The organism is Streptomyces sp. NRRL F-5727, from assembly GCF_000719555.1.
GTDB lineage: Bacteria > Actinomycetota > Actinomycetes > Streptomycetales > Streptomycetaceae > Streptomyces.
On sequence record NZ_JOGX01000024.1, the window covers coordinates 73,559 to 99,117 of the forward strand.

Consider the following 25,559-nt stretch of genomic DNA (forward strand, 5'->3'; position numbering starts at 1 on the left):
CATGAGCACCCGTCTGCGCACCCTCGGCCCGAAGACCGCCGGTCCCGGTCAGCCCGTCTACATCTGCGGCGAGATCGGCATCAACCACAACGGCGACCTCGAGAACGCCTTCAAGCTGATCGACGTGGCCGCCGAGGCCGGCTGTGACGCCGTCAAGTTCCAGAAGCGCACCCCGGAGATCTGCACCCCCCGCGACCAGTGGGACATCGAGCGCGACACCCCCTGGGGCCGGATGACGTACATCGACTACCGCCACCGCGTCGAGTTCGGCGAGGACGAGTACCGCCAGATCGACGAGCACTGCAAGAAGCGCGGCATCGACTGGTTCGCCTCCCCGTGGGACACCGAGGCCGTCGCCTTCCTGGAGAAGTTCGACGTCCCCGCCCACAAGGTGGCCTCGGCCTCCCTCACCGACGACGAGCTGCTGCGCGAGCTGCGCGCCACCGGCCGCACCGTCATCCTCTCCACCGGCATGTCGACGCCGAAGCAGATCCGCCACGCGGTCGAGGTCCTGGGCAGCGACAACATCCTGCTCTGCCACGCCACCTCCACCTACCCGGCCAAGGCCGAGGAGCTGAACCTGCGCGTCATCCAGACGCTCCAGGAGGAGTACCCGAACGTCCCGATCGGCTACTCCGGCCACGAGACCGGCCTGCAGACCACCCTCGCCGCCGTCGCCCTCGGCGCCACCTTCGTCGAGCGCCACATCACCCTCGACCGCGCCATGTGGGGCTCGGACCAGGCCGCCTCCGTCGAGCCGCAGGGCCTGGAGCGCCTCGTCCGCGACATCCGCACCATCGAGACCGCGCTCGGCGACGGCGTGAAGAAGGTGTACGAGTCGGAGCTCGGCCCGATGAAGAAGCTCCGCCGCGTCCTGGAGCCCGTCTCCGCATGACCGGCCGACTGGCGTTCGTCGAGAGCCCCGTCCAGCTCCTGAACGTCCTGGAGTGGGCGCACGCCCGCGGCCGGGGCGGGGCCCCGGCCGCGCCCGCCGCGCCCGCTCCCGTCCCGGTGCCGGACCCCGGCACCGGCGCGGCCACCGACGACCTCAGGATCGTCGTCCTCTCGCCGACCGACCCCATGTCGCGGGGCCAGCTGCGCCGGATGGCCCAGCTGGCCCGCGACGAGGGCTTCGCCGTGCACTGGCAGGAGGCGCGGGCCGGGCGCGGGGCGCTGGTGCGGACCCTGCGGGAGCTCGGCGGGCCGCTGCGCGCCGCCGACCGCGTGATCGTCGGCGACCCGTTCTCCCGTTACGTCCAGCTGCTGCTGACCCTGTTCGGCCCCCGGCACGTCACGGTCGTCGACGACGGCACCGCGACCATGGAGTACGCCGCGCAGCTCGCGGGCGGGGAGCGGCTGGTCCGCTGGCACCGCAAGGGCGACCTCGGGCCGCGCGAGCTGGCCCTCGCCCCGGTCACCTCGCTGGCCCGCCGCCGGCTGGCCCCCGGGCCCGGCCGGACCGTGGAGATCTTCACCTCGCTGCCCGTGCAGGCGCCGCCCGGCACCGAGGTCACCGAGAACGCGTACGCGTGGACCCGGGAGCGCTTCGGGCCGCCCCCGCTCACCGGCGGCGCCGACCTCGTGGGCACCTCGCTCGTCGAGACCGGGGTGGTCGACGCGGAGCACTACCTCCGGGTGGTCGGGCAGCTGGCCCGCACCCACGGCACCACCCGCTACTTCGCCCACCGCCGTGAGACCCCGGAGAAGCTGCACCGGGTCGCGGTCGAGACGGGCCTCCAGGTGGTCCGCCCGGACCTGCCGCTGGAGCTGATCGCCCGGCGCGGGCCGATCGGCGCCACCATCGTCAGCTTCCCGTCCACGGTCGTCCACACCCTGCCGCTCGCCCTGGCGGGCACGGGGGTCAAGGTGGTCGTCTGCGAGATCGCGCCGGAGTGGCTGAAGGCGACCGCCTCGCCGCGGGCCCAGGGCTTCCTCGCGGGTGTCGCCGGCACGGCGTCCGGGGTGGACCGGCTCACCCCGCGCGGCGCGTCGGCGGTCGACCGGCTCGAATTCGGGTGACCATACCCATACGGAGTGTGTCCCATGCACGGTAAACCGAGATTCTTTCCCCTAACGGGCTGAAGTTTTCGTGATCAACGGGCAGTTGATCACCGGTTGGGCCTACGCTTCAAAGGGTGAACCAGTTGAAGTCCCGTGAGCCCGGATCCGCCACCCTGCCCGGAACGCTGTCCTCCGCCCTGCGCGACGAACTGATCGCCTTCCGCAGGGACTTGCACATGCACCCGGAGCTCGGCAACCAGGAGTTCCGTACCACCGCCGCGCTCAAGGCCCGCCTGGAGGCGGCCGGCCTGGCGCCGCGCGTCCTCCCGGGCGGCACGGGCCTCATCTGTGACATCGGCAGGTACGACGGCGGGCGCCCCATGCTCGCCGTCCGCGCCGACCTCGACGCCCTGCCCATCCCGGACGCCAAGACCGTCGCGTACCGCTCCACCGTCCCCAACCGCGCCCACGCCTGCGGCCACGACGTGCACACCACCACCGTCCTCGGCGCCGGCCTGGTCCTCGCCGAGATGGAGCGCGAGGGCCGGCTGCCCCGCCCGGTGCGGCTGCTCTTCCAGCCCGCCGAGGAGGTGTTGCCGGGAGGCGCGGCCGACGCGGTCGCGGCTGGCGTCCTCGACGGCGTCGGCCGCATCATCGCCGTCCACTGCGACCCGAAGGTCGACGCGGGGAAGATCGGGCTGCGCACCGGCCCCATCACGTCCGCCTGCGACCGGCTGGAGATCACCCTCGACGGCCCCGGCGGCCACACCGCCCGCCCGCACCTCACCACCGACCTGGTCACCGCCGCCGCCCGGATCGCCACCGACGTGCCGGCCGTGCTCGCCCGCCGGGTCGACGCCCGCTCCGGCCTCTCGGTCACCTGGGGCCGGATCGAGGCCGGGCACGCGCCCAACGTCATCCCGCAGCACGCCGAGCTCTCCGGCACCGTGCGCTGCCTCGACCTGCCCGCCTGGCGCGACGCCCCCGACCTGGTGCACGCCGCCGTCGACGAGGTCGCCACACTGCACCGGGCCAAGTCCACGGTGAACTACGTCCGGGGCGTGCCGCCGGTCGTCAACGACCACACGGTCGCCGAACTGCTCCGCGAGGCCATGACCGCCCGGTGCGGCGTCGACGCGGTCGAGGACACCGAGCAGAGCCTCGGCGGCGAGGACTTCTCCTGGTACCTGGAGCACGTGCCCGGCGCGATGGCCCGGCTCGGCGTCCGCACCCCCGGCGATCTGCGCGTCCGCGACCTCCACGCGGGCGACTTCGACGTCGACGAGCGGTGCATCCGGACCGCCGTGGAGCTCTTCACCGCCGCCGCGCTGATCGACGCCGGAGCGAGCTGATCCCCGGGGCACCGCCTCCCGCCCCGCGTGGGGCGGTGCCCCCATCTCGGCTGATGACACGGGGTTGCGCCTTGATCGCGAAGCGTGTACGGGTACTGTGACCCGTGGGTTCGCGTCGATACGGTAACGACTCATGAACGGGTCTTTAACTGACATCTACGCGCGTTACGATCGCCGCAAAGCCAGCGCCGGAAGAGGCGCTTTCGGTCAGTCTTGAAGGGACCCTCCTCTTGCGCCGGATCACCAGGATCACCACCGTGGGCATCGCCTCCGCGGCGCTCGCGCTCTCCGCGACCGCCTGTGGCAAGTCGTCCTCCGACGGCGGCTCCGACTCCGACTCGAAGGCCACCAAGGCCGCCATCGCGTACGACATCGGCGGCCGCGGCGACCAGTCCTTCAACGACGCCGCCTACGCGGGCCTGAAGAAGGCCGAGGACGAGCTCGGCATCAAGGGTGCCGAGGCCGAGCCGTCGTCCGGTGAGGGCGACGCCGACAAGGTGCAGCGCCTCACCTCGCTGGCCCGCGCCGGCAACAACCCGGTCATCGGCGTCGGCTTCGCCTACGCCCCGGCCATCGAGAAGGTCGCCAAGCAGTTCCCGAACACGACCTTCGGCATCATCGACGACACCTCGGTGACCGGCAAGAACATCGCCAACCTCGTCTTCAACGAGGAGCAGGGCTCCTACCTGGCCGGCGTCGCCGCCGCCAAGGCGTCCAAGTCCGGCACGGTCGGCTTCATCGGCGGTGTCGAGGTCCCGCTGATCAAGAAGTTCGAGGCCGGTTACGTCCAGGGCGTCAAGGACACCAACCCCAAGGCGAAGGTGCTCACCCAGTACCTGACCCAGCCGCCGAACTTCGACGGCTTCGCCAAGCCCGACCTGGGCAAGGCCGCCGCGGAGGGCCAGCTCGACAAGGGCGCCGACGTCATCTACGCCGCCGCCGGTCTCGCCGGCTCCGGTGCGATCGAGGCCGCCTCCAAGGCCGGCAAGTGGTCCATCGGCGTCGACTCCGACCAGTACAACCAGGCGGGTCTCGCCGAGTACAAGGACTCGATCCTGACCTCGGTCACCAAGGACGTCTCCGACTCGGTCTTCAACCTGATCAAGTCGGTCAAGGACGGCAAGCCGCAGACCGGTGAGGTCCGCTACGGTCTCGCCACGGACGGCGTCGGCCTGGCCGACTCCAACCCGAAGTACAAGTCGATGACCGACCTCATCGCCGCCGTCGAGAAGGCGAAGAAGGACATCGTCGACGGCAAGATCACGGTCAAGACCGCTCCGTAAGGCGCGCAGCTCACGACCTGTTGCCCGCGGGCCCGGCCCCGGTGGGACTCCCACCGGACCGGGCCCCGGCCCCATTCCCGTACGGGTTTTCACTTTTCGGCAGCGCTACGCGTGTAGATGTCGCACCGGCACGATAACTTCGCCCCGCCCTGCCCTCCGCTCCCACTCCTTTCGGCCAAGGAGAGTGCGTCATCAACGCGTCCAGCCCCCCCGCCGTGGAACTCCACGGCATCACCAAGCGCTTCCCCGGCGTCGTCGCCAACAAGGACATCGCGATCACCGTCCGGAAGGGCACCGTCCATGCCCTCATCGGTGAGAACGGTGCCGGCAAGTCGACCCTCATGAAGATCCTCTACGGCATGCAGAAGCCGGACGAGGGCACCATCGCCATCGACGGTGAGCAGGTCTCCTTCTCCAGCCCCGGCGACGCGATCGCCCGCGGCATCGGCATGGTGCACCAGCACTTCATGCTCGCCGACAACCTCACCGTCCTGGAGAACGTCGTCCTCGGCGGCGAGAAGCTGTACGGCATCGGCGCCAAGGCCCGCAGGAAGATCCAGGAGATCTCCGACGCGTACGGCCTCGGCGTCCGTCCCGACGCCCTCGTCGAGGACCTCGGCGTCGCCGACCGCCAGCGCGTCGAGATCCTCAAGGTCCTCTACCGCGGCGCCAAGATCCTCATCCTCGACGAGCCGACCGCCGTCCTGGTCCCGCAGGAGGTCGACGCGCTCTTCGACAACCTGCGCGAGCTCAAGGCCGAGGGCCTGACCGTCATCTTCATCTCGCACAAGCTGGGCGAGGTCCTGAAGGTCGCCGACGACATCACCGTCATCCGGCGCGGCACCACGGTCGGCACCGCCGACCCGAAGACCGCCACCACCAAGCAGCTCGCCGAGCTGATGGTCGGCAGCGAGCTGCCCTCCCCGGAGACCCGCGAGTCGACCGTCACCGACGTCGCCATGCTCAAGGTCGAGGGCCTGACGCTGACCGAGTCCGGCGCCGCTGCCGCCGCCCCGCTGACCACCGCCGCCCCGCCGGACCCGTCCGGCGCGGTCACCCTCCAGGAGATCGGCGCCGGCCGCAAGCTGCTCGACGACATCTCGCTCACCATCCACAAGGGCGAGATCCTGGGCATCGCCGGCGTCGAGGGCAACGGCCAGACCGAGCTCATCGAGGCCCTCATGGGCATGGCCGTCCCCGACGCGGGTGTCATCTCCCTCGACGGCGAGGACATCTCCAAGGTCTCGGTGCGCAAGCGCCGCGAGGGCGGCATCGGCTACATCCCCGAGGACCGGCACCGCCACGGCCTGCTCCTGGAGGCCCCCCTCTGGGAGAACCGCATCCTCGGCCACGTCACCGAGGCCCCCAACTCCAAGCGCGGCATCCTCGACCCGAAGGCCGCCCGCAAGGACACCGAGCGGATCGTCCGCGAGTACGACGTCCGCACCCCGGGCATCGACGTGACCGCGGCCTCCCTCTCCGGCGGCAACCAGCAGAAGCTGATCGTCGGCCGCGAGATGAGCCACAACCCCAAGTTCCTGATCGCCGCCCACCCCACCCGCGGTGTGGACGTCGGCGCGCAGGCGCAGATCTGGGACGCGATCCGCGACGCCCGCCGCGAGGGCCTGGCGGTGCTGCTGATCTCCGCCGACCTCGACGAGCTGATCGGCCTGTCCGACACGCTCAAGGTCATGTACCGAGGCCGGCTGGTCGCCGACGCCGACCCCGCCACCATCACGCCCGAGCAGCTGGGCTCCGCCATGACCGGCGCGGCCTCCGGCCACCTCGAAGGCACCGAGCAGTCCGAAGACGGTGACGCCCGATGATGAAATTCGACAAGGACAAGCTGATCATCGGGGCCGCCGGCCCGGTGCTCGCGCTGGTCTCCTCGTTCGTGCTCACCATGCTGGTGCTGCTCGCGACGGGCCTCGACCCGATCGAGCCGATCACCCTGATGATCGACAACGCCGGCTACTCGGACATCCAGGTCCTGATCGTCAACCAGACGGGGATCTACTACCTGGCTGCCCTGGCCGTCGCCATCGGCTTCCGGATGAACCTCTTCAACATCGGCGTCGACGGCCAGTACCGCCTCGCCGCGATGGTCTCGGCCGTGGTCGGCGCCTCGGTCGAGCTGCCGGGTCCGCTGCACATCCTGCTGATCGTGGTCGTCGCGGTCCTCACCGGTGCCTTCTGGGCCGGCATCGCCGGCATCCTGAAGACCACCCGCGGGGTCTCCGAGGTCGTCTCGACGATCATGCTGAACGCCATCGCGACCTCCCTGATCGCCTGGCTGATCCTGCCGAAGAACCTCGGCGTCCAGCCCGAGGGCTCCAACGACCTGACGACCGGCGAGATCGCCGAGTCCGGCTGGTTCCCCGGCATCGACATGGGCCAGGGCAACGGCGAGATCTACGGCTTCACCTTCGTCGCCCTCGCGCTCGGCGTCGTCTACTGGTTCGTCCTCAACCGCACCCGCTTCGGCTTCGACCTGCGCGCCACCGGCGAGAGCGAGTCCGCGGCCCAGGCCAGCGGCGTCGACGCCAAGAAGATGATCCTCACCTCGATGCTCATCTCGGGTGGTCTGGCCGGCCTGTCCGGCATGCCCACGCTGCTCGGCGACACCCACACGTACAGCCTGTCGTTCCCCGTCGGCGTCGGCTTCACCGCCATCACGATCGCGCTGCTCGGCCGGAACAACCCGGTCGGCATCCTCTTCGCCGCGCTGCTCTTCGCGTTCCTCGACAAGGCGTCCTCGTCGCTCGACGTCGAGGGCTACCCGAAGGAGATCACGCAGATCATGCAGGGCATCATCGTGATCGCCGTGGTCGTCTCCTACGAGCTCGTCCGCCGTTACGGCACCCGCCGCCAGCAGCAGAAGGTCGGCGAGGAGCTGGCCGCCGGCGGCGCCATCAAGACCGACAAGGAGGTCTCGGCATGAGCACCGGTACCGTCGCCAAGCCGAGCGCCGCTCCCAAGAAGACCGGGCGCCGCAAGCTCACCTGGCCCTGGATCCTGCTGATCGTCGCGGCCGGCCTCGTCCTCTTCTCCCTCGTCCGCGTCATCTCCGGCGCCGACGACCTGACCTCCGTCGGCCAGGTGTCCGGCGCGCTGCGGCTCGCCGTCCCGATCGGCATGGCCGGTCTCGGCGGCCTGTGGGCCGAGCGCGCGGGCGTGGTCAACATCGGTCTCGAAGGCATGATGATCCTGGGCACCTGGTTCGGTGCCTGGGCCGGCTACCAGTGGGGCCCCTGGGTGGGCGTCCTGCTCGGTCTGCTCGGCGGCGCGCTCGGCGGTCTGCTGCACGCGATCATCACCGTCACGTTCAACGTGAACCACATCGTCTCCGGTGTGGCGATCAACATCCTCGCGGCCGGCTTCACGATGTACCTCTCGAACTTCACGTTCGCGGAGGCCGAGGGCGGCTCCTCCAAGCAGTCCCCGCGCATCGAACCGATCACCGACATCACCATCCCGGGTCTCTCGGAGTGGCTGGCCGACCTCCAGCAGAAGCACTGGTTCCTGATCTCCGACCTCGCCGGCATCCTCGGCGGCCTGGTCACCGAGCTGTCGCTGCTGACCATCGTCGCGATCCTGCTGATCCCGGCCACCTGGTGGGTGCTCTGGCGCACGGCCTTCGGCCTGCGGCTCCGCTCCTGCGGTGAGAACCCGGTCGCCGCCGAGTCCCTCGGCGTCAACGTCTACAAGTACAAGTACATCGCGGTCGTGATCTCCGGCGCCCTCGCCGGTCTCGGCGGCGCGTTCCTGGCGATCGTCTCCACCGGCATCTACCAGGAGGGCCAGACCGGCGGCCGCGGTTACATCGGTCTCGCCGCGATGATCTTCGGCAACTGGATGCCCGGCGGCATGGCGCTCGGCGCCGGCCTCTTCGGCTTCACCGACAGCCTCAAGATCCGCGGTGGCGCCGAGAACGTCCACGCGCTGCTGCTGCTCGTCGCGATCCTCCTGGTGCTGGCCGCCGCCTGGCAGCTGTACAAGAAGAAGTACGTGCCCGCCGTCGTCTCCGCCGTCTTCGCGGTCGGCTTCTTCGTCTGGTACGCGCTCACCGACCAGGTCCCGAGCCAGTTCGTCGACGCCGCCCCGTACATCACCACCCTGCTCGTGCTGGCCCTGTCCGCACAGCGGCTGAGGATGCCGAAGGCGGACGGTCTGCCGTACCGGAAGGGCCAGGGCAAGTGACCACCGCCCTGTCCGAGGCCGACTGGGAGGCCCTGCGGGTCACGGCCCGGGAAGCGATGTCCCGCGCCTACGCCCCGTACTCGGGCTTCCCGGTCGGGGCCGCCGCCCTCGTCGACGACGGGCGGACGGTCTCCGGCTGCAACGTGGAGAACGCCTCCTTCGGGCTCGGCCTCTGCGCCGAGTGCGGGCTGGTCTCCCAGCTCCAGGCCACCGGCGGCGGCCGGCTCACCCACTTCGTCTGCGTGGACGGCCGGGGCGAGCCGCTCGTCCCGTGCGGCCGGTGCCGGCAGCTCCTGTACGAGTTCGGCGGCCCCGAGCTCGTCCTGGAGACGCCCGCCGGGCTGCTCACCCTGGCGGAGATGCTGCCGCAGGCGTTCGGCCCCGACCACCTCGCCAAGTAGCACACCGGAGCGGCCCTTCCGGCACGATGGAAGGGCCGCTCCTTCCGTTCCCCCCTCTATGCGCGTAGAAAGAGGCACCACGACATGGACGTCATCTCCGTCATCCGCACCAAGCGGGACAAGGGCGAGCTGAGCCCCGAGCAGATCGACTGGGTCATCGACGCCTACACCCGCGGCGCGGTCGCCGACGAGCAGATGTCCGCCCTGGCGATGGCCATCCTGCTCAACGGCATGAACCGCGACGAGATCGCCCGCTGGACGGCGGCCATGATCGCCTCCGGCGAGCGCATGAACTTCGACTCGCTCTCCCGCCCGACCGCCGACAAGCACTCCACCGGCGGAGTCGGCGACAAGATCACCCTCCCGCTCGCCCCGCTCGTCGCCGCCTGCGGCGCGGCCGTCCCGCAGCTCTCCGGCCGCGGCCTCGGCCACACCGGCGGCACCCTCGACAAGCTGGAGTCCATCCCCGGCTGGCGCGCGCTGCTCTCCAACGAGGAGATGCTGCACGTCCTCGACACCACCGGCGCGGTCATCTGCGCCGCCGGCGACGGCCTCGCCCCCGCCGACAAGAAGCTGTACGCGCTCCGCGACGTCACCGGCACGGTCGAGGCGATCCCGCTCATCGCCTCCTCGATCATGTCGAAGAAGATCGCCGAGGGCACCGGCTCCCTCGTCCTCGACGTCAAGGTCGGCACCGGCGCCTTCATGAAGACCATCGAGGACGCCCGCGAGCTGGCCTCCACCATGGTCGCGCTCGGCACCGACAGCGGCGTGAAGACGGTCGCGCTCCTCACCGACATGTCGACCCCGCTCGGCCTGACGGCCGGCAACGCGCTGGAGGTCCGCGAGTCGGTCGAGGTCCTGGCCGGCGGCGGCCCGCAGGACGTCGTCGACCTGACGATCGCCCTCGCCGCCGAGATGCTGGCCGCGGCCGGCATCAAGGACGCCGACCCGGCGAAGGCCCTCAAGGACGGCTCCGCGATGGACCACTGGCGCCGGATGATCGCGGCCCAGGGCGGCGACCCGGACGCGGCCCTCCCGGTCGCCCGCGAGCAGCACGTCGTCACGGCCCCGTCCTCGGGCGTCCTGACCCGCCTCGACGCGTACGACATCGGCATCGCCGCCTGGCGCCTCGGCGCCGGCCGCGCGCGCAAGGAGGACCCGGTGCAGGCGGGCGCGGGCGTCGAGCTCCACGCCAAGCCCGGCGACACGGTCACCGCCGGCCAGCCGCTCCTCACGCTCCACACGGACACGCCGGAGAAGTTCGACTACGCCCTGAAGTCCCTGGACGCCGCCTGGGACATCGCCCCCGAGGGCACGGACTTCACGCCGACCCCGATCGTCCTGGACCGCATCGCGTAACGACGCCCGGCATGTGCCCATGACACCTTCGGGCGAACGGGACCGGTGGACCTCCGCCGGTCCCGTTCGGCATGCTGGGATCGGTGACGACCGAATGAGGAGCACACCATGAGCGCACTCGCTGCCGAGCCCCACGCCGACGCGGGCAACGGCTGGGAGGATCTGGTCCGTCGCTGGGAGTCGATGGACTGGCCCGAGGGCTGCAAGGTGGAGATCATCGAGGGGATCATCACCGTGGCACCGTCACCTGCCAACCAGCACAACAGCATTGCGGGGAAAATCCAGCGCCGCCTGTACCAGGTCATCCCGGAAGCCTGGGGGGTCTACCAGACGCAAGCCGTGGCGATTCCGGCAAGGTCGGGCATGTACATCCCCGACCTCCTGATCGCACCCGAGGCGGCACTGGGCGAACCCGGCCACTCCGTCCCGGCCGCGGAAGCAGAACTCGTCGTGGAGATCACCTCGCAGTCGAACGCGAACCACGACCGGATCGCGAAGGCCGCCGGCTACGCGACGGCAGGCGTACCGCTCTATCTCCTGGTCGATCGCTGGGCCCCCGGCGGCCCCACCGTCACCCTCTACGGCGAGCCGAAGGACCCCGTCTACCGGGTCCTCAGCGCCGCCCCGTTCGGCGAGGAGATCCACCTCCCCGCCCCCTTCGACATCACCCTCGACACCGCCGAGTTCCCCGTCAGCTGACCCCCAGCAGCCCCACCAGCTCCCGCATGTCGCCGAAGACCACCGTGCCCGCCCCCTCCAGGCGGTGCGCCGGGGTCAGACCCCCCGTGTAGCCGTACGCCCGCATCCCCGCCGCCCGCGCCGCGCGGACGCCGTACGGGCTGTCCTCCACCACCGCGCACCGCTCCGGCGGGACGCCCATCGTGGCCGCCGCGTGCAGGAAGAGGTCCGGCGCCGGCTTGCCACGGGCGACGTCACGGGCGCTGAAGACCCGGCCGTCGAAGCGGTCGAGCAGCCCGGTGCGCGTCAGGTTGCGGCGGATCTCGGCGTGGCTGCCGTTGGAGGCGAGGCAGTACGGCACCGCCAGCGCGTCCAGGACTTCCGTCACCCCCTCGACCGCCGTCAGCTCGGCGTCGAGCACCGTCTCGTACCGGACGCGGTACGGCTCCTGCCACCCCGGCTCCAGGGGGCGGCCCCGGCGCTCCTCCACGAGGGCGGTCCAGATCTCGTGCGGGGAGCCCACGAAATGCTCGATCAGCTCCGCCTCGGTGAACTCGGCGCCCAGCTCCGCGAAGACCTCCCGGTCCACCCGGCAGTAGAGCCGCTCGCTGTCCACCAGAACGCCGTCACAGTCGAAGATCACCAGTTCGACGGGGTGAGAAGTCATGATCGCGAGCCTAGCGCGATGAGTTCCGCCCGTCCCGGCGGTCACCATGGCGTGGACACCAGTCAGCCCCTCGTCATGACCCTGCCCGCCGCGCCCACCCGCGAGGAGGTCGCCCGGCTCTGCGCCGACCTGGCCGCCGCCCCGCCCGGGGACGTACGGTGCCGGGTCGACGCCGGGGCCGACGGCCTCGCGGCCGTCGACGCCCTGGCCCGGCTCGCGCTCACCGCCCGCCGCCACGGCCACCGGCTGACCTTCCACGGAGCAGGACCCGACCTCACCGCCCTGCTCCGCCTCACCGGCCTCGACCGGCTCCTCTAGCTACGCCTCCAGCCGCTCCGGCAGCTCGAAGAGCGGGAACCAGCGCGGGGTGTCCAGGAAGAAGTCCATGCCCGCCACCTTGCCGTCCCGCAGCTCCAGGACGATCAGCGCCCACGGGCTGTAACCGCCCTCCGGGTCCGGGTGGTAGTGCGCGAAGGCCGGCGAGCCGTTGGCGACCGTCGGCACCAGCTTCGAGCCGCGGCAGACGTCGCCGACGCCCAGCATCCAGCCCACGATGTCGTCGTGGCCCTGGAGCCAGAGGTCGAACGGCGGCATGGACATGGTCGCGTCCTCGTGGAGGAGCGCCGTCAGCGCCTGCATGTCGTAGCCCTCGAACGCGGCCACGTACCGCTCCAGGAGCGCCTGCTGCTCCTCGTCGAGCGGGTTCGCCGCGTCGGACTCGGCCGGGGCCTGCTCGGCGATGGTCGCCCGGGCCCGCTGGAGCGCGCTGTTCACCGAGGCGACCGAGGTGTCGAGCAGCTCGGCGACCTCGGCGGCCTTCCACGCCAGCACCTCGCGCAGGATGAGCACGGCCCGCTGCTTCGGCGCCAGGTGCTGGAGCGCGGCGACGAAGGCGAGCCGCACGGTCTCCCGGTGCAGCGCGGCCTCCGCCGGGTCCCCGGCGGTCGGCATGACCCGCCCGTCCGGGACCGGCTCCAGCCAGGTGATCTCCGGCTGCTTGACGAGCTGCGCCTGCGCGACCGGCGTCGGCCCGGACAGGTCCATGGGCCGCGCCCGCCTGTTCCCCGCGTTCAGCGCGTCGAGGCAGACGTTGGTGGCGATCCGGTAGAGCCAGGACCGCAGCGAGGAGCGGCCCTCGAAGGAGTCGAGCGCCTTCCAGGCCCGCACCATCGTGTCCTGCACCGCGTCCTCGGCCTCGAAGGAGGAGCCGAGCATCCGGTAGCAGTAGCCGGTCAGTTCGCGCCGGTACTTGTCGAGTTCATCGGTCGTCACCACGGCGGTCTCGCCCATCGCGTCCCCACTCACCCCTCACCGGCACCCGTTCGGTGCCGGTGAGAGCGAAGCTACCGCAGGGCACCGACAGCCGGGGTCAGGTTCCCGGCTTGCGCCCGTAGACGTAGACGTCGTCGCCGTTGCGCAGCAGGTTCCAGTACGCCTTCGCGTCGGCCGAGCGCATGTTGACGCAGCCGCCCGAACCCGGCGGGTTCCACATCGACTTGGTCGTGGAGTGGAACGCCTGCCCGCCGTCGAAGAACTGCGCGTACGGCATCGACACGTGGTAGAGCGTCGACCAGTGGTTGATGTTCCGCCAGTAGATCTTCTTCAGGCCGGTACGGGTCTCGGTGCCGTCCTTGCCGGTGCGCACCGGCACCGGGCCGTACTTGAGCCGCGAGCCGTCCTGGATCCAGCTGAGCTGGCGGGTGAGGTCCACGCAGGCGATCCGGCCCTTGTTGGTCGGACACTTGCCGGCCTTGTTCGGGTTGGTCCCGGCCGCCTTCTGCTGGATCATCGTGTTCATCGTGCGCCAGGTGACCGGGCCCGCGTAGCCCATGGTCGGCGTGATGCCGTGCTTGCGCTGGAACGCCTGGATGGCCTGGCAGTCGCCGAGCGACTGGCGCCCGTCGACGGTGCGGCCGAGGAACTTCTCGACCTGCTTCTGGTACGGGCCCGTCGTCACGTTGCACGACGCGGCCTGGGCCGGCGAGGCGCCCAGCACGAGCGCGGCCGGAACGAGGAGCGAGGTGAGCCCGGCCGCTATGCCGGCTCTCTTCCCCGCCCGGTGCGTGAATCCGTTCATGATCGTCAACTCCCCCTTGAGTCCTGCTGTTTGGGACGGCCGGGGGAGCACTTCAGTTGCACGGCGGCCGAAGCCGTGACAGTACGGTCACACAGGCGCGCTCAGACCGTCACCGGACGGATCCGCCGCGCCTCGACGCGCGCGCTGTGCGAGCCGTACAGGGTGATCGAGACGACGCCGACCACCGCCACCAGACCGATCCCGACCGTGCCGGCCCAGCCGCCCGCGTGGAAGGCGATCGCGCCGAGCGTGCCGCCCGCGCTGGAGCCCAGGTAGTACGCGGACTGGTACAGCGCGGACGCCTGCGCCCGCCCGGTCTTCGCCGTCCGGCTCACCGCGGACGACGCCACCGCGTGGCCCGCGAAGAAGCCGGCGGTGATGAGGACCAGACCCGCGAGGACCGCGGCCAGGGAGTCGGAGAGCGAGAGCAGCAGGCCCGCGGTGGTCGTGGAGACCGCCAGGTACAGCGCCCCGCGCCGACCCAGCCGGCCGACCAGCTTCCCCGCCGCCGCCGAGGAGACCGTACCGACCAGGTAGACCAGGAAGATCGAGCCGATCACGCCCTGCGGCAGCGCGAACGGGGCCTCCGCCAGCCGGTAGCCGATCACCGTGTACACGGCGCCGAAGACCGTCATGAACAGCGCGCCGATCCCGTACAGACGCATCAGCAGCGGATCCGCCAGGTGCCCCCTCACCGTCGCCGCGAGCGCCTTCGGGTTCAGGGTCCCCGGGGTGAAGTGACGGGCCTTCGGCAGCAGTGCCCGGAAGGCGAGCACGCACAGCAGCGAGGTCAGGCCCACCGCGGCGAGCCCGGCCCGCCAGCCCCACAGCTGGGCGATCCAGCCGGTGACGATCCGGCCGCTCATCCCGCCGATCGAGTTGCCCGCGACGAAGAGGCCGATGGCGCCGATCAGCGCCCGGGGCCGCACCTCCTCGGCCAGGTACGCCATCGCCGAGGCCGGCAGTCCGGCCAGGGCCGCGCCCTGCAGCGCCCGCAGCGCGATCAGCACCTCGAGACTCGGCGCGAACGGCACCAGGAGCGCCACGCCCACCGCGACCGTCAGGGAGGCCGTCATCATCGTGCGCCGGCCGAAGCGCTCCGACAGCGCGCTGAGCGGCAGCACGCACAGGGCGAGCGCGCCGGTCGCGGCGGAGACGGTCCAGGAGGCGGCCGAGGCGGTCGCGCCGAACTCGGCGGAGATCGCCGGGAGGAGGGCCTGGGTGGAGTAGAGGAGGGCGAAGGCGGCCAGTCCGGCGGCGAAGAGCGCGAGGCTCATCCGGCGGTGGCCGGGGGCGCCGGGGGCGAGGCGGGTGTCGGCGGACGCGGGTGTGGCGTCCGCCTTGGTACTGGCGGAAGGCATGCCTCGAACGTAGGCCGACGCGCTTCATGCGTCCAATGCACGGAACTGCTGTAATCGTTCCCATGGCGCATGAGTACAGGTCACAGCCCCGGCTGTCACCGAACAGTAACGAAGAAGACATGGGGCCGCTGCTCGCGCCGCGGCTCGCCTACTTCGCCGCGGTCGCCCGGCACGAGCACGTGACCCGGGCGGCGGCCGAGATGGGCGTGCCGCAGTCGACGCTCTCCCGGGCGATCGTCCGGCTCGAAGCGGACCTCGGCGTCGCCCTGTTCGCCCGCCGCGGCCGGACCGTGGCGCTCACCCCGGCGGGCCGCCGCTTCCTGACCGCCGCCGAGCGCGCCCTCGCCGAGGTCGAGCGGGCCGCCGACACCGTACGGGCCGACGCCGACCCCACGGCGGGCCGGGTCGCCTTCGGCTTCCTGCACACCATGGGCTCGGAGACCGTGCCGGCGCTGATCCGGGCCTTCCGGGTGGACCACCCGAAGGTCCGCTTCACCCTCGTCCAGAACTACGGCGAGGCGATGATCGAACGGCTCCGCGCCGGCGAGCTGGACCTCTGCCTGACCTCTCCGGTGCCGGACGCCCCCGACCTGGTCGGCCGCCGGGTCGACGAGCAGCGGCTGCGGCTCGTCGTCCCCGACGACCACCGGCTGGCCGGCCGCCGCCGGATCCGGCTCGCGGAGGCCGCCGAGGAGACCTTCGTGACCCTCGAACCGGGGTACGGGCTCCGCCGCATCACCGACGACCTCTGCGCGGAGGCCGGCTTCACGCCCCGGGTCGCCTTCGAGGGCGAGGAGGCCGAGACCCTGCGCGGCCTGGTCGCGGCCGGGCTCGGGGTGGCGCTGCTGCCGCCGCCGGCGGTGGCCCGCCCCGGGGTGGTGGAACTGACCGTGACGGCCCCGCGCGCGGTCCGCGAGATCGGCGTGGCCTGGCTGGACGGCCACCCGGACACGCCCCCGGTGGCCGCCTTCAAGAAGTTCCTGCTCAGCCGCCGCGGCCACCTCCTCCCGAAGGAGTCGCGGCCCCCGCAGGAGGAGTAGTCAGCGCCGGCGCGCGCCGGTCCCGAACCCGGCGGCCAGCGGCATCCGCAGGCCGATCGGGGGCGGGGCCGCCATCGCGTCGGTCAGCGGCCGGGTCACCGGGCGGGCGAAGAGCGCGCCGAGCACGAAGTCGGCGGCGAGCGCCCGCACCTCGTCGGCGTACTGGCGCAGTCGGTGCCCGTCCGTGTGCACCTCGAAGCGGCAGGTCTCCCGGTTCGCCTTCTTGGCGCGGGCCGCGTACCGGAAGGACAGCTCGGGGTCGGTACGGGCGTCGTCGGTGCCGTGCACGATGAGCACCCGCCGTCCCACCAGCTGCCGTACGGGCTCGGGCTCGGCGGCCACGTCGTCCTCGGGCAGCCAGGGCGCGAGCGCCAGGACCGCGCCGACCGCCGGGTGCCCGGCGGCCCGCAGCGCCGCCCGGGCGCCCATGCCGTGGCCGATCAGACAGACCGGGACGTCGCCGTAGAGCCGTACCGCCTCGGCGACCGCCCAGGAGGCGTCGGCCGCGAGCTCCGCGTCGGTGCCGTTCCAGCCGCGCCCCCGGTAGCGCACGACCTGGGCGACGAGCCCCTCCGGCCGTCCCGCCCGGGCGAGTTCGCGCCCCATCGGCAGGGCCGCGGCGTGCGCCCTGGCCGAGGCCCGGCGCCCCGACACCGGCTCCCCGTCCGGCAGGAGCAGCACCACGCCGCCCACCGCCCCCACGGACCGCGAAACCCCGACAGGCCGACCGAGCCGGGGTCTCCGGCCGTCGGCAGTCCCCACGAGTGCGTACTGCGCCATGACAGAACAGTCTCAGAAGCGGAGGTGTACGGCAGTCGTACGCGCGGTCTCTGTTACGTATCGCCGCCGGGGCGAACCTCCGTCCGGCCTATGCCCGTTCGAAGCAGTGCACCGAGCCGACGGGGACGAAGCCGCGCCGCTCGTACCAGTGGCGCGGCCAGTCGTCCGCGAGCGCGGTGAGGAAGACGGTGGCGCAGCCCGCGCCGGCGGCGATGCGCAGTGCCGTGTCCAGGACCACCCCGGCATGGCCCTGCCGCAGGTGGGAGGCGGCCGTCACCAGGTCCTCGACCTGGGCCACCCCGGAGGCCGGGTCCAGGTACAGGTCGCCCCAGGACGCCACCTCGCCCCACTCGTCGTGCGAGGCGAGGAAGCGGACGTCGGCGGCGCCGCGGAGGCGGGCCGCCCGCCGCTCGACCAGGTCCCGGATCACCTCGTCCCCCGCCGTCGGCAGGAACCGGCGCCAGCTCTCCGTGACCGGCCCGCGCAGGGCCGGCAGGTCCACCTCGCGCGCCCCGCCGAGCTCCGGCACCGGGCCGGTGTGCCGCATGAGGAGGACGGTCGCGTGCTCGTATCCGGCCCGGGTCAGCGGATCCGCGCAGGCCGGCGCGGCCGCCCCGGCGAGCACGTACACGGTCCGGTGCGGAAGGTGGCCGAGGAGTGCGTCGACCCGGCCGGGCAGGGCTTCGGCGTCGGTCGGGCCGTCGACGAGGACGTGGTTGTTGCCGTGTGACAGCGCGTAGGCGTCGTCGAGCGCGGCGAATCCGCCGGGAAAGTCGACGGTCCGGGCGGCCTGCCGACGGGTGAACGCGGACACGAAGCCGTGGATGCGCCGGAGTTCGGCGGGATCGGCGGCGGGACCGGCGGCGGGGTGCGCGGCAGGGGCGGCGGCAGCGTCCACGGCGGAGTCTGCGGCGAGGTGTGCGGAGGGCTCCACGGTGGAGTCCGCGGCGGGGCCGGAGGTGGGGCTCATGCCGTCAGCCTAGGCAGCCCGGCTCCCGCGGCGCACCCGAGAAAGCCGCGTCATCTCCGGCGCCGACAAGGCGCGTTCTACGCGCGTAGGGGCTAGAGTGCGGCAATGACGAGCCAGACATCCCACGTCCCCACCGCGGACCAGATCCGCCGTGCCCCGAAGGTGCTGCTCCACGACCACCTCGACGGCGGACTGCGCCCCGGCACGATCATCGAACTCGCCCGCGAGCAGGGCTACTCGAAGCTGCCCGAGACCGAACCCGACAAGCTCGGCGTCTGGTTCCGCGAGGCCGCCGACTCCGGCTCGCTGGAGCGGTACCTGGAGACCTTCGCGCACACCTGCGCCGTCATGCAGACCCGCGAGGCGCTCTTCCGGGTCGCCGCCGAGTGCGCCGTGGACCTCGCCGAGGACGGCGTCGTCTACGCCGAGGTGCGGTACGCCCCCGAGCAGCACCTGGAGGCCGGGCTCACCCTGGAGCAGGTGGTCGAGGCGGTCAACGAGGGCTTCCGGGAGGGCGAGCGGCGGGCCCGCGCCGCCGGGCACCGGATCCGGGTCGGCGCCCTGCTCACCGCCATGCGGCACGCGGCCCGCGCCCTGGAGATCGCGGAGCTCGCCAACCGCTACCGGGACGACGGCGTCGTCGGCTTCGACATCGCGGGCGCGGAGGCCGGCTTCCCGCCCACCCGGCACCTCGACGCCTTCGAGTACCTCAAGCGGGAGAACAACCACTTCACCATCCACGCCGGCGAGGCGTTCGGCCTCCCCTCCATCTGGCAGGCCCTCCAGTGGTGCGGCGCCGACCGGCTGGGCCACGGCGTCCGGATCATCGACGACATCGAGGTCGGCGACGACGGCGAGGTGCGGCTCGGCCGGCTCGCCGCCTACGTCCGCGACAAGCGGATCCCGCTGGAGATGTGCCCCACCTCCAACCTCCAGACCGGCGCCGCCGCCTCGTACGCCGAGCACCCCATCGGGCTGCTCCGCAAGCTCCACTTCCGGGCGACGGTGAACACCGACAACCGGTTGATGAGCGGCACCAGCATGAGCCGGGAATTCGAGCTCCTGGTCGACGCCTTCGACTACACGCTCGACGACATCCAGTGGTTCACGGTCAATGCGATGAAATCAGCGTTCATTCCTTTCGATGAACGACTCGCGATGATCAATGACGTGATCAAGCCCGGATATGCCGAACTGAAGTCCGAGTGGCTTTTCCGGCAGACCGCCACGACCAGCGCTTCTTCCGGCCGCGAAGGCTGAGCGGAGGGGCGGCGGGGGCATCGGGACCGCCGGGGAAGTGCGACACCCGGCGGTCACCCGGTGTTTGCGGAGCCGGGGTGGGGCGGTTAGTTTGCGGAGCTCCTGCATGTCCGGATTCCCCTGTTCCGGATTTCTTTCCTGACGCCCCGAAGCTCAGCTCCCCAAGCCAAGGATGATTTTCAGATGAAGCAGTCTGCCGCCAAGAAGCTCGGTGTCGCCGCTCTCGGCGCCGCTTTCGCCGCTGCCGCCGCCGGCACGGCCTCCGCGGCCCCGCTCCCGGCGCTCGACGGCGTCGACGCGCTCGGCTCCGTGACCCAGCTCGCCCCGCTCGGCGACGGTCTCACCACGCTCCCCGACGGCGCCGGCGAGTCCCTCGCCGCGGGCCAGGGCGCCCTCGGCCAGGGCCTCGACCAGGGCGTCAAGACCCTTCCCGAGGCGGCCGGTCAGGCCACCCAGAACCTGCCGACCGACGCCGCCACCGGCGCCCTCGGCGCCACCCCGCTCGGCGCCGCCACCGGTCTCCTCGGCGGCCTGCCGCTGGGCGCCGGCGGCCTGCCGATCGGCTGACCCGCACACCCGCCGAAGGGGCGCGCACCCGGATCCCCCGGGTCCGCGCCCCTTCGGCGTGCTCACGCGCCGCCGGTCACCAGGCCGCGCTCGCCTTCGTCCTCGACTCGCTCGGCAGCAGCAGCCAGAGCGCCAGGTAGAGCAGGAACTGCGGGCCGGGCAGCAGGCACGAGGCCAGGAACAGCACCCGCATCGTCAGGGCGGAGGTGCCGAAGCGCCGGGCGAGCGCCGCGCACACCCCGCCGATCATCCGGCCTTCACGCGGGCGGACCAGTGCGGCCATGGTGGGCTCCTTCGTCGGTTCGGGAGGCCACTTCCGTCGGGCTCCCGATGACTCCATGGTGCCGCCGCCGCCACCCCTTCGACGTCGGTCTACCGGGCGATCGGAACCCTGGGAATCCTCGGGGTACGACCCTGATCGGTGTCGTTCCCGATCACGACCCGGCCCCGGCTCCGGCTACCGCCCGCGGAGGAGGACCGGCGGCGCCGCAGCCGCGCCCGCGCCGCCGGCACCACCAGCAGGTGCGCCAGCGCCACCCCCAGGGTGTTCAGCAGCACCGAGTCCACGTCCACGACCTGCCCCGGCACCGCCGTCTGCAACAGCTCCAGGGCCAGCGACACCAGCGCCCCCGCCGCCGTCGTCCGGGTCAGCGAGCCCCACCGGGACACGTCGAGCCGCCCGTCGCACATCGGCAGCAGCACCCCGAGCGGGGCGAGCAGCAGCAGACCCTCGGCGATCAGCCGGGCCGCCTCGCCGGGCCCCAGCGCCAGATCGGCCCGCAGCCCGGCCAGCGGCACCGTGTTCGGGGCGGTCACCCAGGCCACGTCCCGTGGGAGCAGTCCGCCCCAGGCGACGAGCAGCAGATGCGCGACCAGGAGCACGAACCCGGTCACGCGGACGACCACGGCGGCGTTCCCGCCCGAACCTTGACGCTGCACGCCCCCCAAGACGCGGTCCGCGCCGGAAACGGTTCCGGTTCAGCCCGCCGGCGTCGCCGGCGCGGACGGCGCCGCGGCCGTCGGCGGCGCCGACTCGGGGCGCTCCCGCAGCTCCGTCGTACAGCGGTAGCGCTTCGGCGGGTACGCCCCCGGGCCCGCGAGCAGCACGGTGTGCCCGCCCGCGCCCGCCGAGCTCTCCGCGAAGGTGCACACCAGCTGCGACAGGGCCGCCGGCGCCAGGTCCTCCGGCTGCCGGCTCAGCCGCAGCGTGCCCTCCGGATCGCCGGACCGGGCGCCCGCCACCTTCAGCGGAGCCCGTACCGCCGTGGTGAAACCGGCCTGCCGCTCCGCCTCCGACGGCTCCGCGAGGAGCTGCGCGAGCAGCGCCGACGCGGTCCGCACCGGATCGCCGCTCGCCTTGTCCTCCGGCTGCGGCGACCTGCGGTCCACCGGCTCCAGCTGCGAGCCGCACACCAGGAACGCCCGCACCGGCACGCCCTGGGCGGGCGCCGACGCCTCCGACACGTTGCACGGCACCCGCGACGGGGCCGCGCCCGCGTCCACCGGCACCGACGTCGTCCGGATCCCGCAGCCGGTGACCAGCAGGGCGAGGGCCACCATCGCCGCCGTACGCAGCCTCACTCGTCCTCCCCCTTGCCCTGCCGGGAACCGGTGCCCAGCTCACGGGCGACCGCCGACGCGTCCCGGGGCAGCCGCAGCACGAACACCGCGCCGTCCACGGCACCGTCCTCGCCGGTCGAGTTGGCGGCGGCGATCGTCCCGCCGTGGATCAGCGCGTTCTCCATGGCGATCGACAGGCCGAGGCCCGAGCCGTCCGACCGGGGCCGCTGGGCGCTCGCCTTGTAGAAGCGGTCGAAGACGTGCGGCAGCACCTCCTCGGGGATGCCGGGGCCGTGGTCCCGCACCGCGACGACCAGCTCCTCCCCGTCCGGCCCGTCCTCGGTGCGGACCGAGACCCGCACCGGCGAACCGCCGTGCTTCAGCGCGTTCCCGATCAGGTTGGCCAGGATCACGTCCAGCCGCCGCGGGTCGAGCCGGCACACCACACCGCGCTCCGCGTCCAGCTCCACCGCGTCCAGCCAGGCCCGCGCGTCGATGCACGCGGTGATCTGGTCGGCGATGTCCACGTCGTCCAGGACCAGCCGGGCGGTGCCCGCGTCGAAGCGGGTCACCTCCATCAGGTTCTCCACCAGGTTGTTGAGCCGCCGGGTCTCGCTCACCACCAGCGCCACCGCCGGCGCGATCATCGGGTCCAGGGCGTCCTGCTCGTCCTCCAGGACCTCGGTCACCGCGGTGAGCGCGGTCAGCGGCGTCCGCAGCTCGTGCGACATGTCGGCGACGAACCGCCGGGAGGACTCCTCCCGGGCGCTCATGTCCGCCACCTTCTTCTGCAGGTTCTCCGCCGCGCTGTTGAACGTCCGTGACAGATCGGAGAGTTCGTCGGCGCCGGAGACCCGCAGCCGGGTGTCCAGCTTGCCCTCGCCGAGCTGCCGGGCCGCCTCGCCGAGCCGCCGCACCGGCCGCAGCACGGTCGTCGCCGCCACCTGCGCGAGCAGCACCGAACCGATCACGGCGAGCCCGGTCGCGATCCCCAGCGACCACGCCAGCGAGTTGAGGTCCGCCTTCTCCGCCGCCAGCGACTTGAACATGTAGCCGGCGGGCCCGCCGCCGTCGATCCGCGTCCCGCCGACCAGGTACGGCGTCCCGCCCCGCTCGGTCCGCTGCCAGAACAGGTGGTACGGGTACGGGTTCGCGTCCGTCACCGGGCGCCGGGTGTCCACCGCCTCCCGCAGCGACGTCGGCACGTCGGTCAGCGTGAACACGTCCGGGTCCGAGGCGCCCACGATCGGCTTCCCCGCGGCCCGCTCGCCGAGCAGCAGCACCTGGTAGCCGGCGCCGTTCGCCGTCATCTCCTCGGAGACCCGCCGCAGGTCCTCCTGGGTCGGCCGGAGCGGCAGCGTCGCCACCCGGTTCTGCATCTCCGACCGGAAGTCGTTCAGCGCGCTGTCCTGGGTCCGCTTGAGCACCGCCTCGCGGTTCAGCCAGTACGCGATCCCCGACGCCGACACGGCCGCGGTCAGCGCCACCAGCGCGAACACCACGACCAGCCGCAGGCGCAGACTGGACAGCCGCAGCCGGGCCAGAAGCCCCTTGTTCCCCTTCGTCACGCAGGGACGTCCAGCCGGTAACCGACGCCCCGCACCGTGCGGATCAGGGTCGGCGAGGACGGCACGTCCTCCACCTTCGCCCGCAGCCGCTGCACACAGGCGTCCACCAGACGCGAGTCGCCCAGGTAGTCGTGCTCCCACACCAGCCGCAGCAACTGCTGCCGGGACAGCGCCTGTCCTGGCCGCCGGCTCAGTTCGAGCAGCAGCCGCAGCTCGGTCGGGGTCAGCTGGAGGTCGAGGCCGTTCTTCGTCACGGTCATCGCCGCCCGGTCGATGACCAGCGAACCGAAGGTCGCCGAATCCGTCGACTCCCGCTCCCCGCGCCGCAGCACGGCCCGGATCCGGGCGTCGAGCACCCGCCCCTGCACCGGCTTCACCACGTAGTCGTCGGCGCCCGACTCCAGGCCCACGACCACGTCGATGTCGTCGCTGCGGGCCGTCAGCAGGATGATCGGCAGCTGGTCGGTGCGGCGGATCCGCCGGCACACCTCGAAACCGTCGATGCCGGGCAGCATGACGTCGAGCACGACCAGGTCGGGCCGCTGCTCCTTGAGCAACTGCAGGCCGTCCTCGCCCGACGCGGCGGTGGCCACCCGGTGGCCCTGCCGGGACAGGGAGAGTTCGAGGGCCGTGCGGATGGCGTCGTCGTCCTCGATCAGCAACAGAAAAGGCACGGAGGCCATTCTGGCTCATGTGCCGTCGGAGATCGACCGCCCGGAGGCGCGCTTCCGTCCCCGGCCCCTGTGACACGTCTGTGACAGTCGGCGGACAACGCCATGAAGTCGGCCGGGCAAGCTTCTTGGCACACGGACCGAAACACACACTCCGACCGACAGGGGGGCGCGAGATGAACGCACTGCACAGCACCACCTCCAGCGCAGTCGTCACACGGCTCCACGACGTCGTGCGGAGCACCGAGAAGTCCGGGGGTGTGAACGGACGGGGGTGCGTTCGCACCGTCGGGCGTCAGCGCAAGGCGCCGTACATGGTCGCCGTCGCTGACGGGGGAGCGGTGTACGGGGAGGCCACGGGGGAGCGTTCCTGCTCGGAGGCCGAGTTCACGGCCTACGTCCAGGAGCGCCGGGCCTCCCTGTACGCCACCGCCTACCACCTGACCGGTGACCGTTTCGAGGCCGAGGACCTGCTCCAGAGCGCGCTGTTCTCCACGTACCGCGCCTGGGACCGGATCAGCGACAAGGCCGCCGTCGGCGGTTACCTGCGCCGCACGATGACCAATCTGCACATCAGCGCCTGGCGCCGGCGGAAGGTCAGCGAGTACCCGACCGAGGAGCTGCCGGAGACGGTCGGCGAGACGGACGCGATGCGCGGCACCGAGCTGCGCGCGGTGCTGTGGCAGGCGCTGGCCCGGCTGCCCGAGCTGCAGCGGACCATGCTGGTGCTGCGCTACTACGAGGGCCGGACCGATCCGGAGATCGCGGAGATCCTGGACATCAGTGTCGGCACGGTGAAGTCGAGCATCTGGCGCTCGCTGCGGCGACTGCGCGAGGACGAGGTGCTGAGCTTCGGCCGTGACGAGGAGGAGTCCTTCGGCGAGCTCGTCGCCTGAGGATCACGGGGGAACACGGGGGAGCACCACGGGGGACGGCCTCAGGGGGGATCTGGGGCCACGGGGGAAAGAACGAAGCGGGTCGTACGAGTCCGGGGGGTCTCGTACGGCCCGCTTCGGGTTTTCCGGGTCCTCGCCCGGGTCAGCGGCTCGCGGGGGTGCGGTGGCGGCCGGCCGCGGCGGCGGCCAGCCGGCCCAGGGCCTCCGGCTTCGCGCAGGGGTGGGCGCCGAGGGCGGTCTGGCGGGCGACGATGGCGCGTTCGGCGCGCATCAGCCGCCAGCCGCGGCGGAGCAGCATCGGGACCGACTTGCGGCCCTCCCGCAGGTCGCGCAGGAGCCGGCGGCGGAAGGTGGTGGACGGGCGGCCGCGCAGGCAGAGCGCGTCGGCCAGCACGTCGAGCTCGCGGCAGCGCTCCACGATCTCGGCGGCGAAGATGCCCTCGGCGATGAAGAGCGGCGTCCGCCCGATGTCGAGGCGGTCGTCGCCGGTGCGCGAGCTGGTGGCGATGGAGTAGACGGGGACGTCGGTGCGGCCCGTACGGCACAGCTCCACGATCGCGGCGACGGCGGCGTCCGCGTCCCAGGAGCGTGGGGAGTCCCAGTCGATGTCGGTGCCGCCTTCGACGAGCGGGAGCGACGGGTCGTCGCCCTCCTTGTAGAAGTCGTCGAGGCGCAGCACGGGGAGGCCGGCGGTGGCGGCGAGGGACGACTTGCCGGAGCCGGAGGGGCCCGCGAGCAGGACGACCCGGGTCGGGATCGGTTGGGAACTCACGGAACACCAGTGTGAGGCATTACCCCGTCCAGGGGACCACCGAGGAGGGCCGTTGGTATCGAGCATCACACCTCCACTACTGTCGGTGGCCGC

The 25,559-nt window shown here is 72.2% G+C and carries 27 protein-coding genes; 15 read left to right on the top strand and 12 right to left on the bottom strand.

Translation table 11 applies throughout. From position 1 onward, the window contains the following. Position 1 precedes the first annotated feature (1 nt). From IF73_RS0118215 to IF73_RS0118260, 10 genes are all read left to right on the top strand, one after another. Entirely contained in the window at positions 2 to 895 is an 894-nt protein-coding gene (locus IF73_RS0118215; protein ID WP_030496851.1) for an N-acetylneuraminate synthase family protein, read from the top strand. Beyond that, positions 892 to 2,019: a hypothetical protein gene (locus IF73_RS0118220; protein ID WP_031009149.1), complete on the top strand. Its 1,128-nt coding sequence runs from the start codon at positions 892 to 894 to the stop codon at positions 2,017 to 2,019. The genes IF73_RS0118215 and IF73_RS0118220 overlap by 4 nt, the downstream gene beginning before the upstream one ends. 116 nt (positions 2,020 to 2,135) lie before the next feature. Next, the gene (locus IF73_RS0118225) at positions 2,136 to 3,353 is read left to right on the top strand and encodes an amidohydrolase (RefSeq protein WP_031009152.1); all 1,218 of its coding nucleotides are present in this window, start codon (positions 2,136 to 2,138) and stop codon (positions 3,351 to 3,353) included. Positions 3,354 to 3,583: 230 nt separating this feature from the next. Beyond that, positions 3,584 to 4,636: a BMP family lipoprotein gene (locus tag IF73_RS0118230; RefSeq protein WP_031009154.1), complete on the top strand. Its 1,053-nt coding sequence runs from the start codon at positions 3,584 to 3,586 to the stop codon at positions 4,634 to 4,636. Positions 4,637 to 4,851: 215 nt separating this feature from the next. Further along, positions 4,852 to 6,462: an ABC transporter ATP-binding protein gene (locus IF73_RS0118235; protein ID WP_031009158.1), complete on the top strand. Its 1,611-nt coding sequence runs from the start codon at positions 4,852 to 4,854 to the stop codon at positions 6,460 to 6,462. Then, the gene (locus IF73_RS0118240; protein WP_031009160.1) at positions 6,459 to 7,577 is read left to right on the top strand and encodes an ABC transporter permease; all 1,119 of its coding nucleotides are present in this window, start codon (positions 6,459 to 6,461) and stop codon (positions 7,575 to 7,577) included. Before IF73_RS0118235 ends, IF73_RS0118240 begins: the two co-directional genes overlap by 4 nt. Further along, the gene (locus IF73_RS0118245; RefSeq protein ID WP_031009162.1) at positions 7,574 to 8,836 is read left to right on the top strand and encodes an ABC transporter permease; all 1,263 of its coding nucleotides are present in this window, start codon (positions 7,574 to 7,576) and stop codon (positions 8,834 to 8,836) included. Before IF73_RS0118240 ends, IF73_RS0118245 begins: the two co-directional genes overlap by 4 nt. After that, on the top strand, positions 8,833 to 9,237 hold the full coding sequence (locus IF73_RS0118250; protein WP_031009164.1) for a cytidine deaminase: 405 nt from the start codon (positions 8,833 to 8,835) through the stop codon (positions 9,235 to 9,237). The genes IF73_RS0118245 and IF73_RS0118250 overlap by 4 nt, the downstream gene beginning before the upstream one ends. Positions 9,238 to 9,321: 84 nt before the next feature. Next, positions 9,322 to 10,599: a thymidine phosphorylase gene (locus IF73_RS0118255; protein ID WP_031009167.1), complete on the top strand. Its 1,278-nt coding sequence runs from the start codon at positions 9,322 to 9,324 to the stop codon at positions 10,597 to 10,599. A 108-nt stretch (positions 10,600 to 10,707) separates the two neighbouring features. Then, complete coding sequence (locus IF73_RS0118260; protein ID WP_031009170.1) at positions 10,708 to 11,298, top strand: Uma2 family endonuclease; 591 nt, start codon at positions 10,708 to 10,710, stop codon at positions 11,296 to 11,298. On the opposite strand, the gene IF73_RS0118265 is transcribed toward IF73_RS0118260, so the two are convergent. Further along, positions 11,291 to 11,944 carry an HAD family hydrolase gene (locus IF73_RS0118265; RefSeq protein ID WP_031009172.1) on the bottom strand — a complete coding sequence of 218 codons (654 nt, stop codon included), beginning with the start codon at positions 11,942 to 11,944 and terminating at the stop codon, positions 11,291 to 11,293. The genes IF73_RS0118260 and IF73_RS0118265 overlap by 8 nt on opposite strands. Positions 11,945 to 11,995: 51 nt before the next feature. Between IF73_RS0118265 and IF73_RS0118270 the strand changes: the two genes are divergently transcribed. Then, entirely contained in the window at positions 11,996 to 12,262 is a 267-nt protein-coding gene (locus tag IF73_RS0118270; RefSeq protein WP_234338264.1) for an STAS domain-containing protein, read from the top strand. On the opposite strand, the gene IF73_RS0118275 is transcribed toward IF73_RS0118270, so the two are convergent. The 3 genes from IF73_RS0118275 to IF73_RS0118285 form a co-directional block, all read right to left on the bottom strand. Next, the gene (locus IF73_RS0118275; protein ID WP_031009176.1) at positions 12,263 to 13,234 is read right to left on the bottom strand and encodes a sigma-70 family RNA polymerase sigma factor; all 972 of its coding nucleotides are present in this window, start codon (positions 13,232 to 13,234) and stop codon (positions 12,263 to 12,265) included. A 79-nt stretch (positions 13,235 to 13,313) separates the two neighbouring features. Then, positions 13,314 to 14,021, bottom strand: coding sequence for a L,D-transpeptidase family protein (locus IF73_RS0118280; protein WP_031009178.1), 708 nt, complete (start codon positions 14,019 to 14,021; stop codon positions 13,314 to 13,316). Positions 14,022 to 14,122: 101 nt separating this feature from the next. Next, positions 14,123 to 15,382, bottom strand: coding sequence for an MFS transporter (locus IF73_RS0118285; RefSeq protein WP_031009180.1), 1,260 nt, complete (start codon positions 15,380 to 15,382; stop codon positions 14,123 to 14,125). 62 nt (positions 15,383 to 15,444) lie between these two features. Here IF73_RS0118285 and IF73_RS0118290 point away from each other — a divergent pair, with 62 nt between their 5' ends. Further along, entirely contained in the window at positions 15,445 to 16,422 is a 978-nt protein-coding gene (locus IF73_RS0118290) for a LysR family transcriptional regulator (RefSeq protein WP_031009182.1), read from the top strand. Here IF73_RS0118290 and IF73_RS0118295 read toward each other — a convergent pair whose 3' ends face one another. Then, a complete protein-coding gene (locus IF73_RS0118295) occupies positions 16,423 to 17,202 on the bottom strand; it encodes an alpha/beta hydrolase (protein ID WP_078868119.1) in 780 nt (259 codons plus the stop codon). It abuts the gene before it with no gap. 88 nt (positions 17,203 to 17,290) lie between these two features. Then, entirely contained in the window at positions 17,291 to 18,172 is an 882-nt protein-coding gene (locus IF73_RS0118300; RefSeq protein ID WP_107049281.1) for a GNAT family N-acetyltransferase, read from the bottom strand. A gap of 105 nt (positions 18,173 to 18,277) precedes the next feature. Here IF73_RS0118300 and IF73_RS0118305 point away from each other — a divergent pair, with 105 nt between their 5' ends. Both IF73_RS0118305 and IF73_RS0118310 read left to right on the top strand, forming a co-directional pair. Further along, on the top strand, positions 18,278 to 19,432 hold the full coding sequence (locus IF73_RS0118305; protein WP_031009189.1) for an adenosine deaminase: 1,155 nt from the start codon (positions 18,278 to 18,280) through the stop codon (positions 19,430 to 19,432). A gap of 183 nt (positions 19,433 to 19,615) precedes the next feature. Next, entirely contained in the window at positions 19,616 to 19,999 is a 384-nt protein-coding gene (locus IF73_RS0118310) for a hypothetical protein (RefSeq protein WP_031009192.1), read from the top strand. 76 nt (positions 20,000 to 20,075) lie between these two features. Here IF73_RS0118310 and IF73_RS0118315 read toward each other — a convergent pair whose 3' ends face one another. The 5 genes from IF73_RS0118315 to afsQ1 all read right to left on the bottom strand — a co-directional run bounded on the left by IF73_RS0118315 (position 20,076) and on the right by afsQ1 (position 23,801). Then, entirely contained in the window at positions 20,076 to 20,282 is a 207-nt protein-coding gene (locus IF73_RS0118315; protein ID WP_031009194.1) for a PspC domain-containing protein, read from the bottom strand. An 89-nt stretch (positions 20,283 to 20,371) separates the two neighbouring features. Continuing rightward, a complete protein-coding gene (locus IF73_RS0118320; protein ID WP_051716948.1) occupies positions 20,372 to 20,938 on the bottom strand; it encodes a VanZ family protein in 567 nt (188 codons plus the stop codon). Between the two features lie 39 nt (positions 20,939 to 20,977). Next, entirely contained in the window at positions 20,978 to 21,580 is a 603-nt protein-coding gene (locus tag IF73_RS0118325) for a lipoprotein (protein WP_037879595.1), read from the bottom strand. Then, the gene (locus tag IF73_RS0118330; RefSeq protein WP_031009197.1) at positions 21,577 to 23,127 is read right to left on the bottom strand and encodes a sensor histidine kinase; all 1,551 of its coding nucleotides are present in this window, start codon (positions 23,125 to 23,127) and stop codon (positions 21,577 to 21,579) included. The genes IF73_RS0118325 and IF73_RS0118330 overlap by 4 nt, the downstream gene beginning before the upstream one ends. Continuing rightward, complete coding sequence (gene afsQ1 / locus IF73_RS0118335; protein ID WP_031009200.1) at positions 23,124 to 23,801, bottom strand: two-component system response regulator AfsQ1; 678 nt, start codon at positions 23,799 to 23,801, stop codon at positions 23,124 to 23,126. Before afsQ1 ends, IF73_RS0118330 begins: the two co-directional genes overlap by 4 nt. Before the next feature lie 173 nt (positions 23,802 to 23,974). On the opposite strand from afsQ1, the gene IF73_RS0118340 reads away from it, so the two are divergent. Further along, positions 23,975 to 24,694: a SigE family RNA polymerase sigma factor gene (locus tag IF73_RS0118340; RefSeq protein ID WP_031009203.1), complete on the top strand. Its 720-nt coding sequence runs from the start codon at positions 23,975 to 23,977 to the stop codon at positions 24,692 to 24,694. A gap of 142 nt (positions 24,695 to 24,836) precedes the next feature. On the opposite strand, the gene IF73_RS0118345 is transcribed toward IF73_RS0118340, so the two are convergent. Beyond that, positions 24,837 to 25,532 (bottom strand): ATP-binding protein, encoded by a 696-nt coding sequence (locus IF73_RS0118345; RefSeq protein ID WP_078868120.1) that lies wholly within the window; start codon positions 25,530 to 25,532, stop codon positions 24,837 to 24,839. Positions 25,533 to 25,559: the final 27 nt, after the last annotated feature.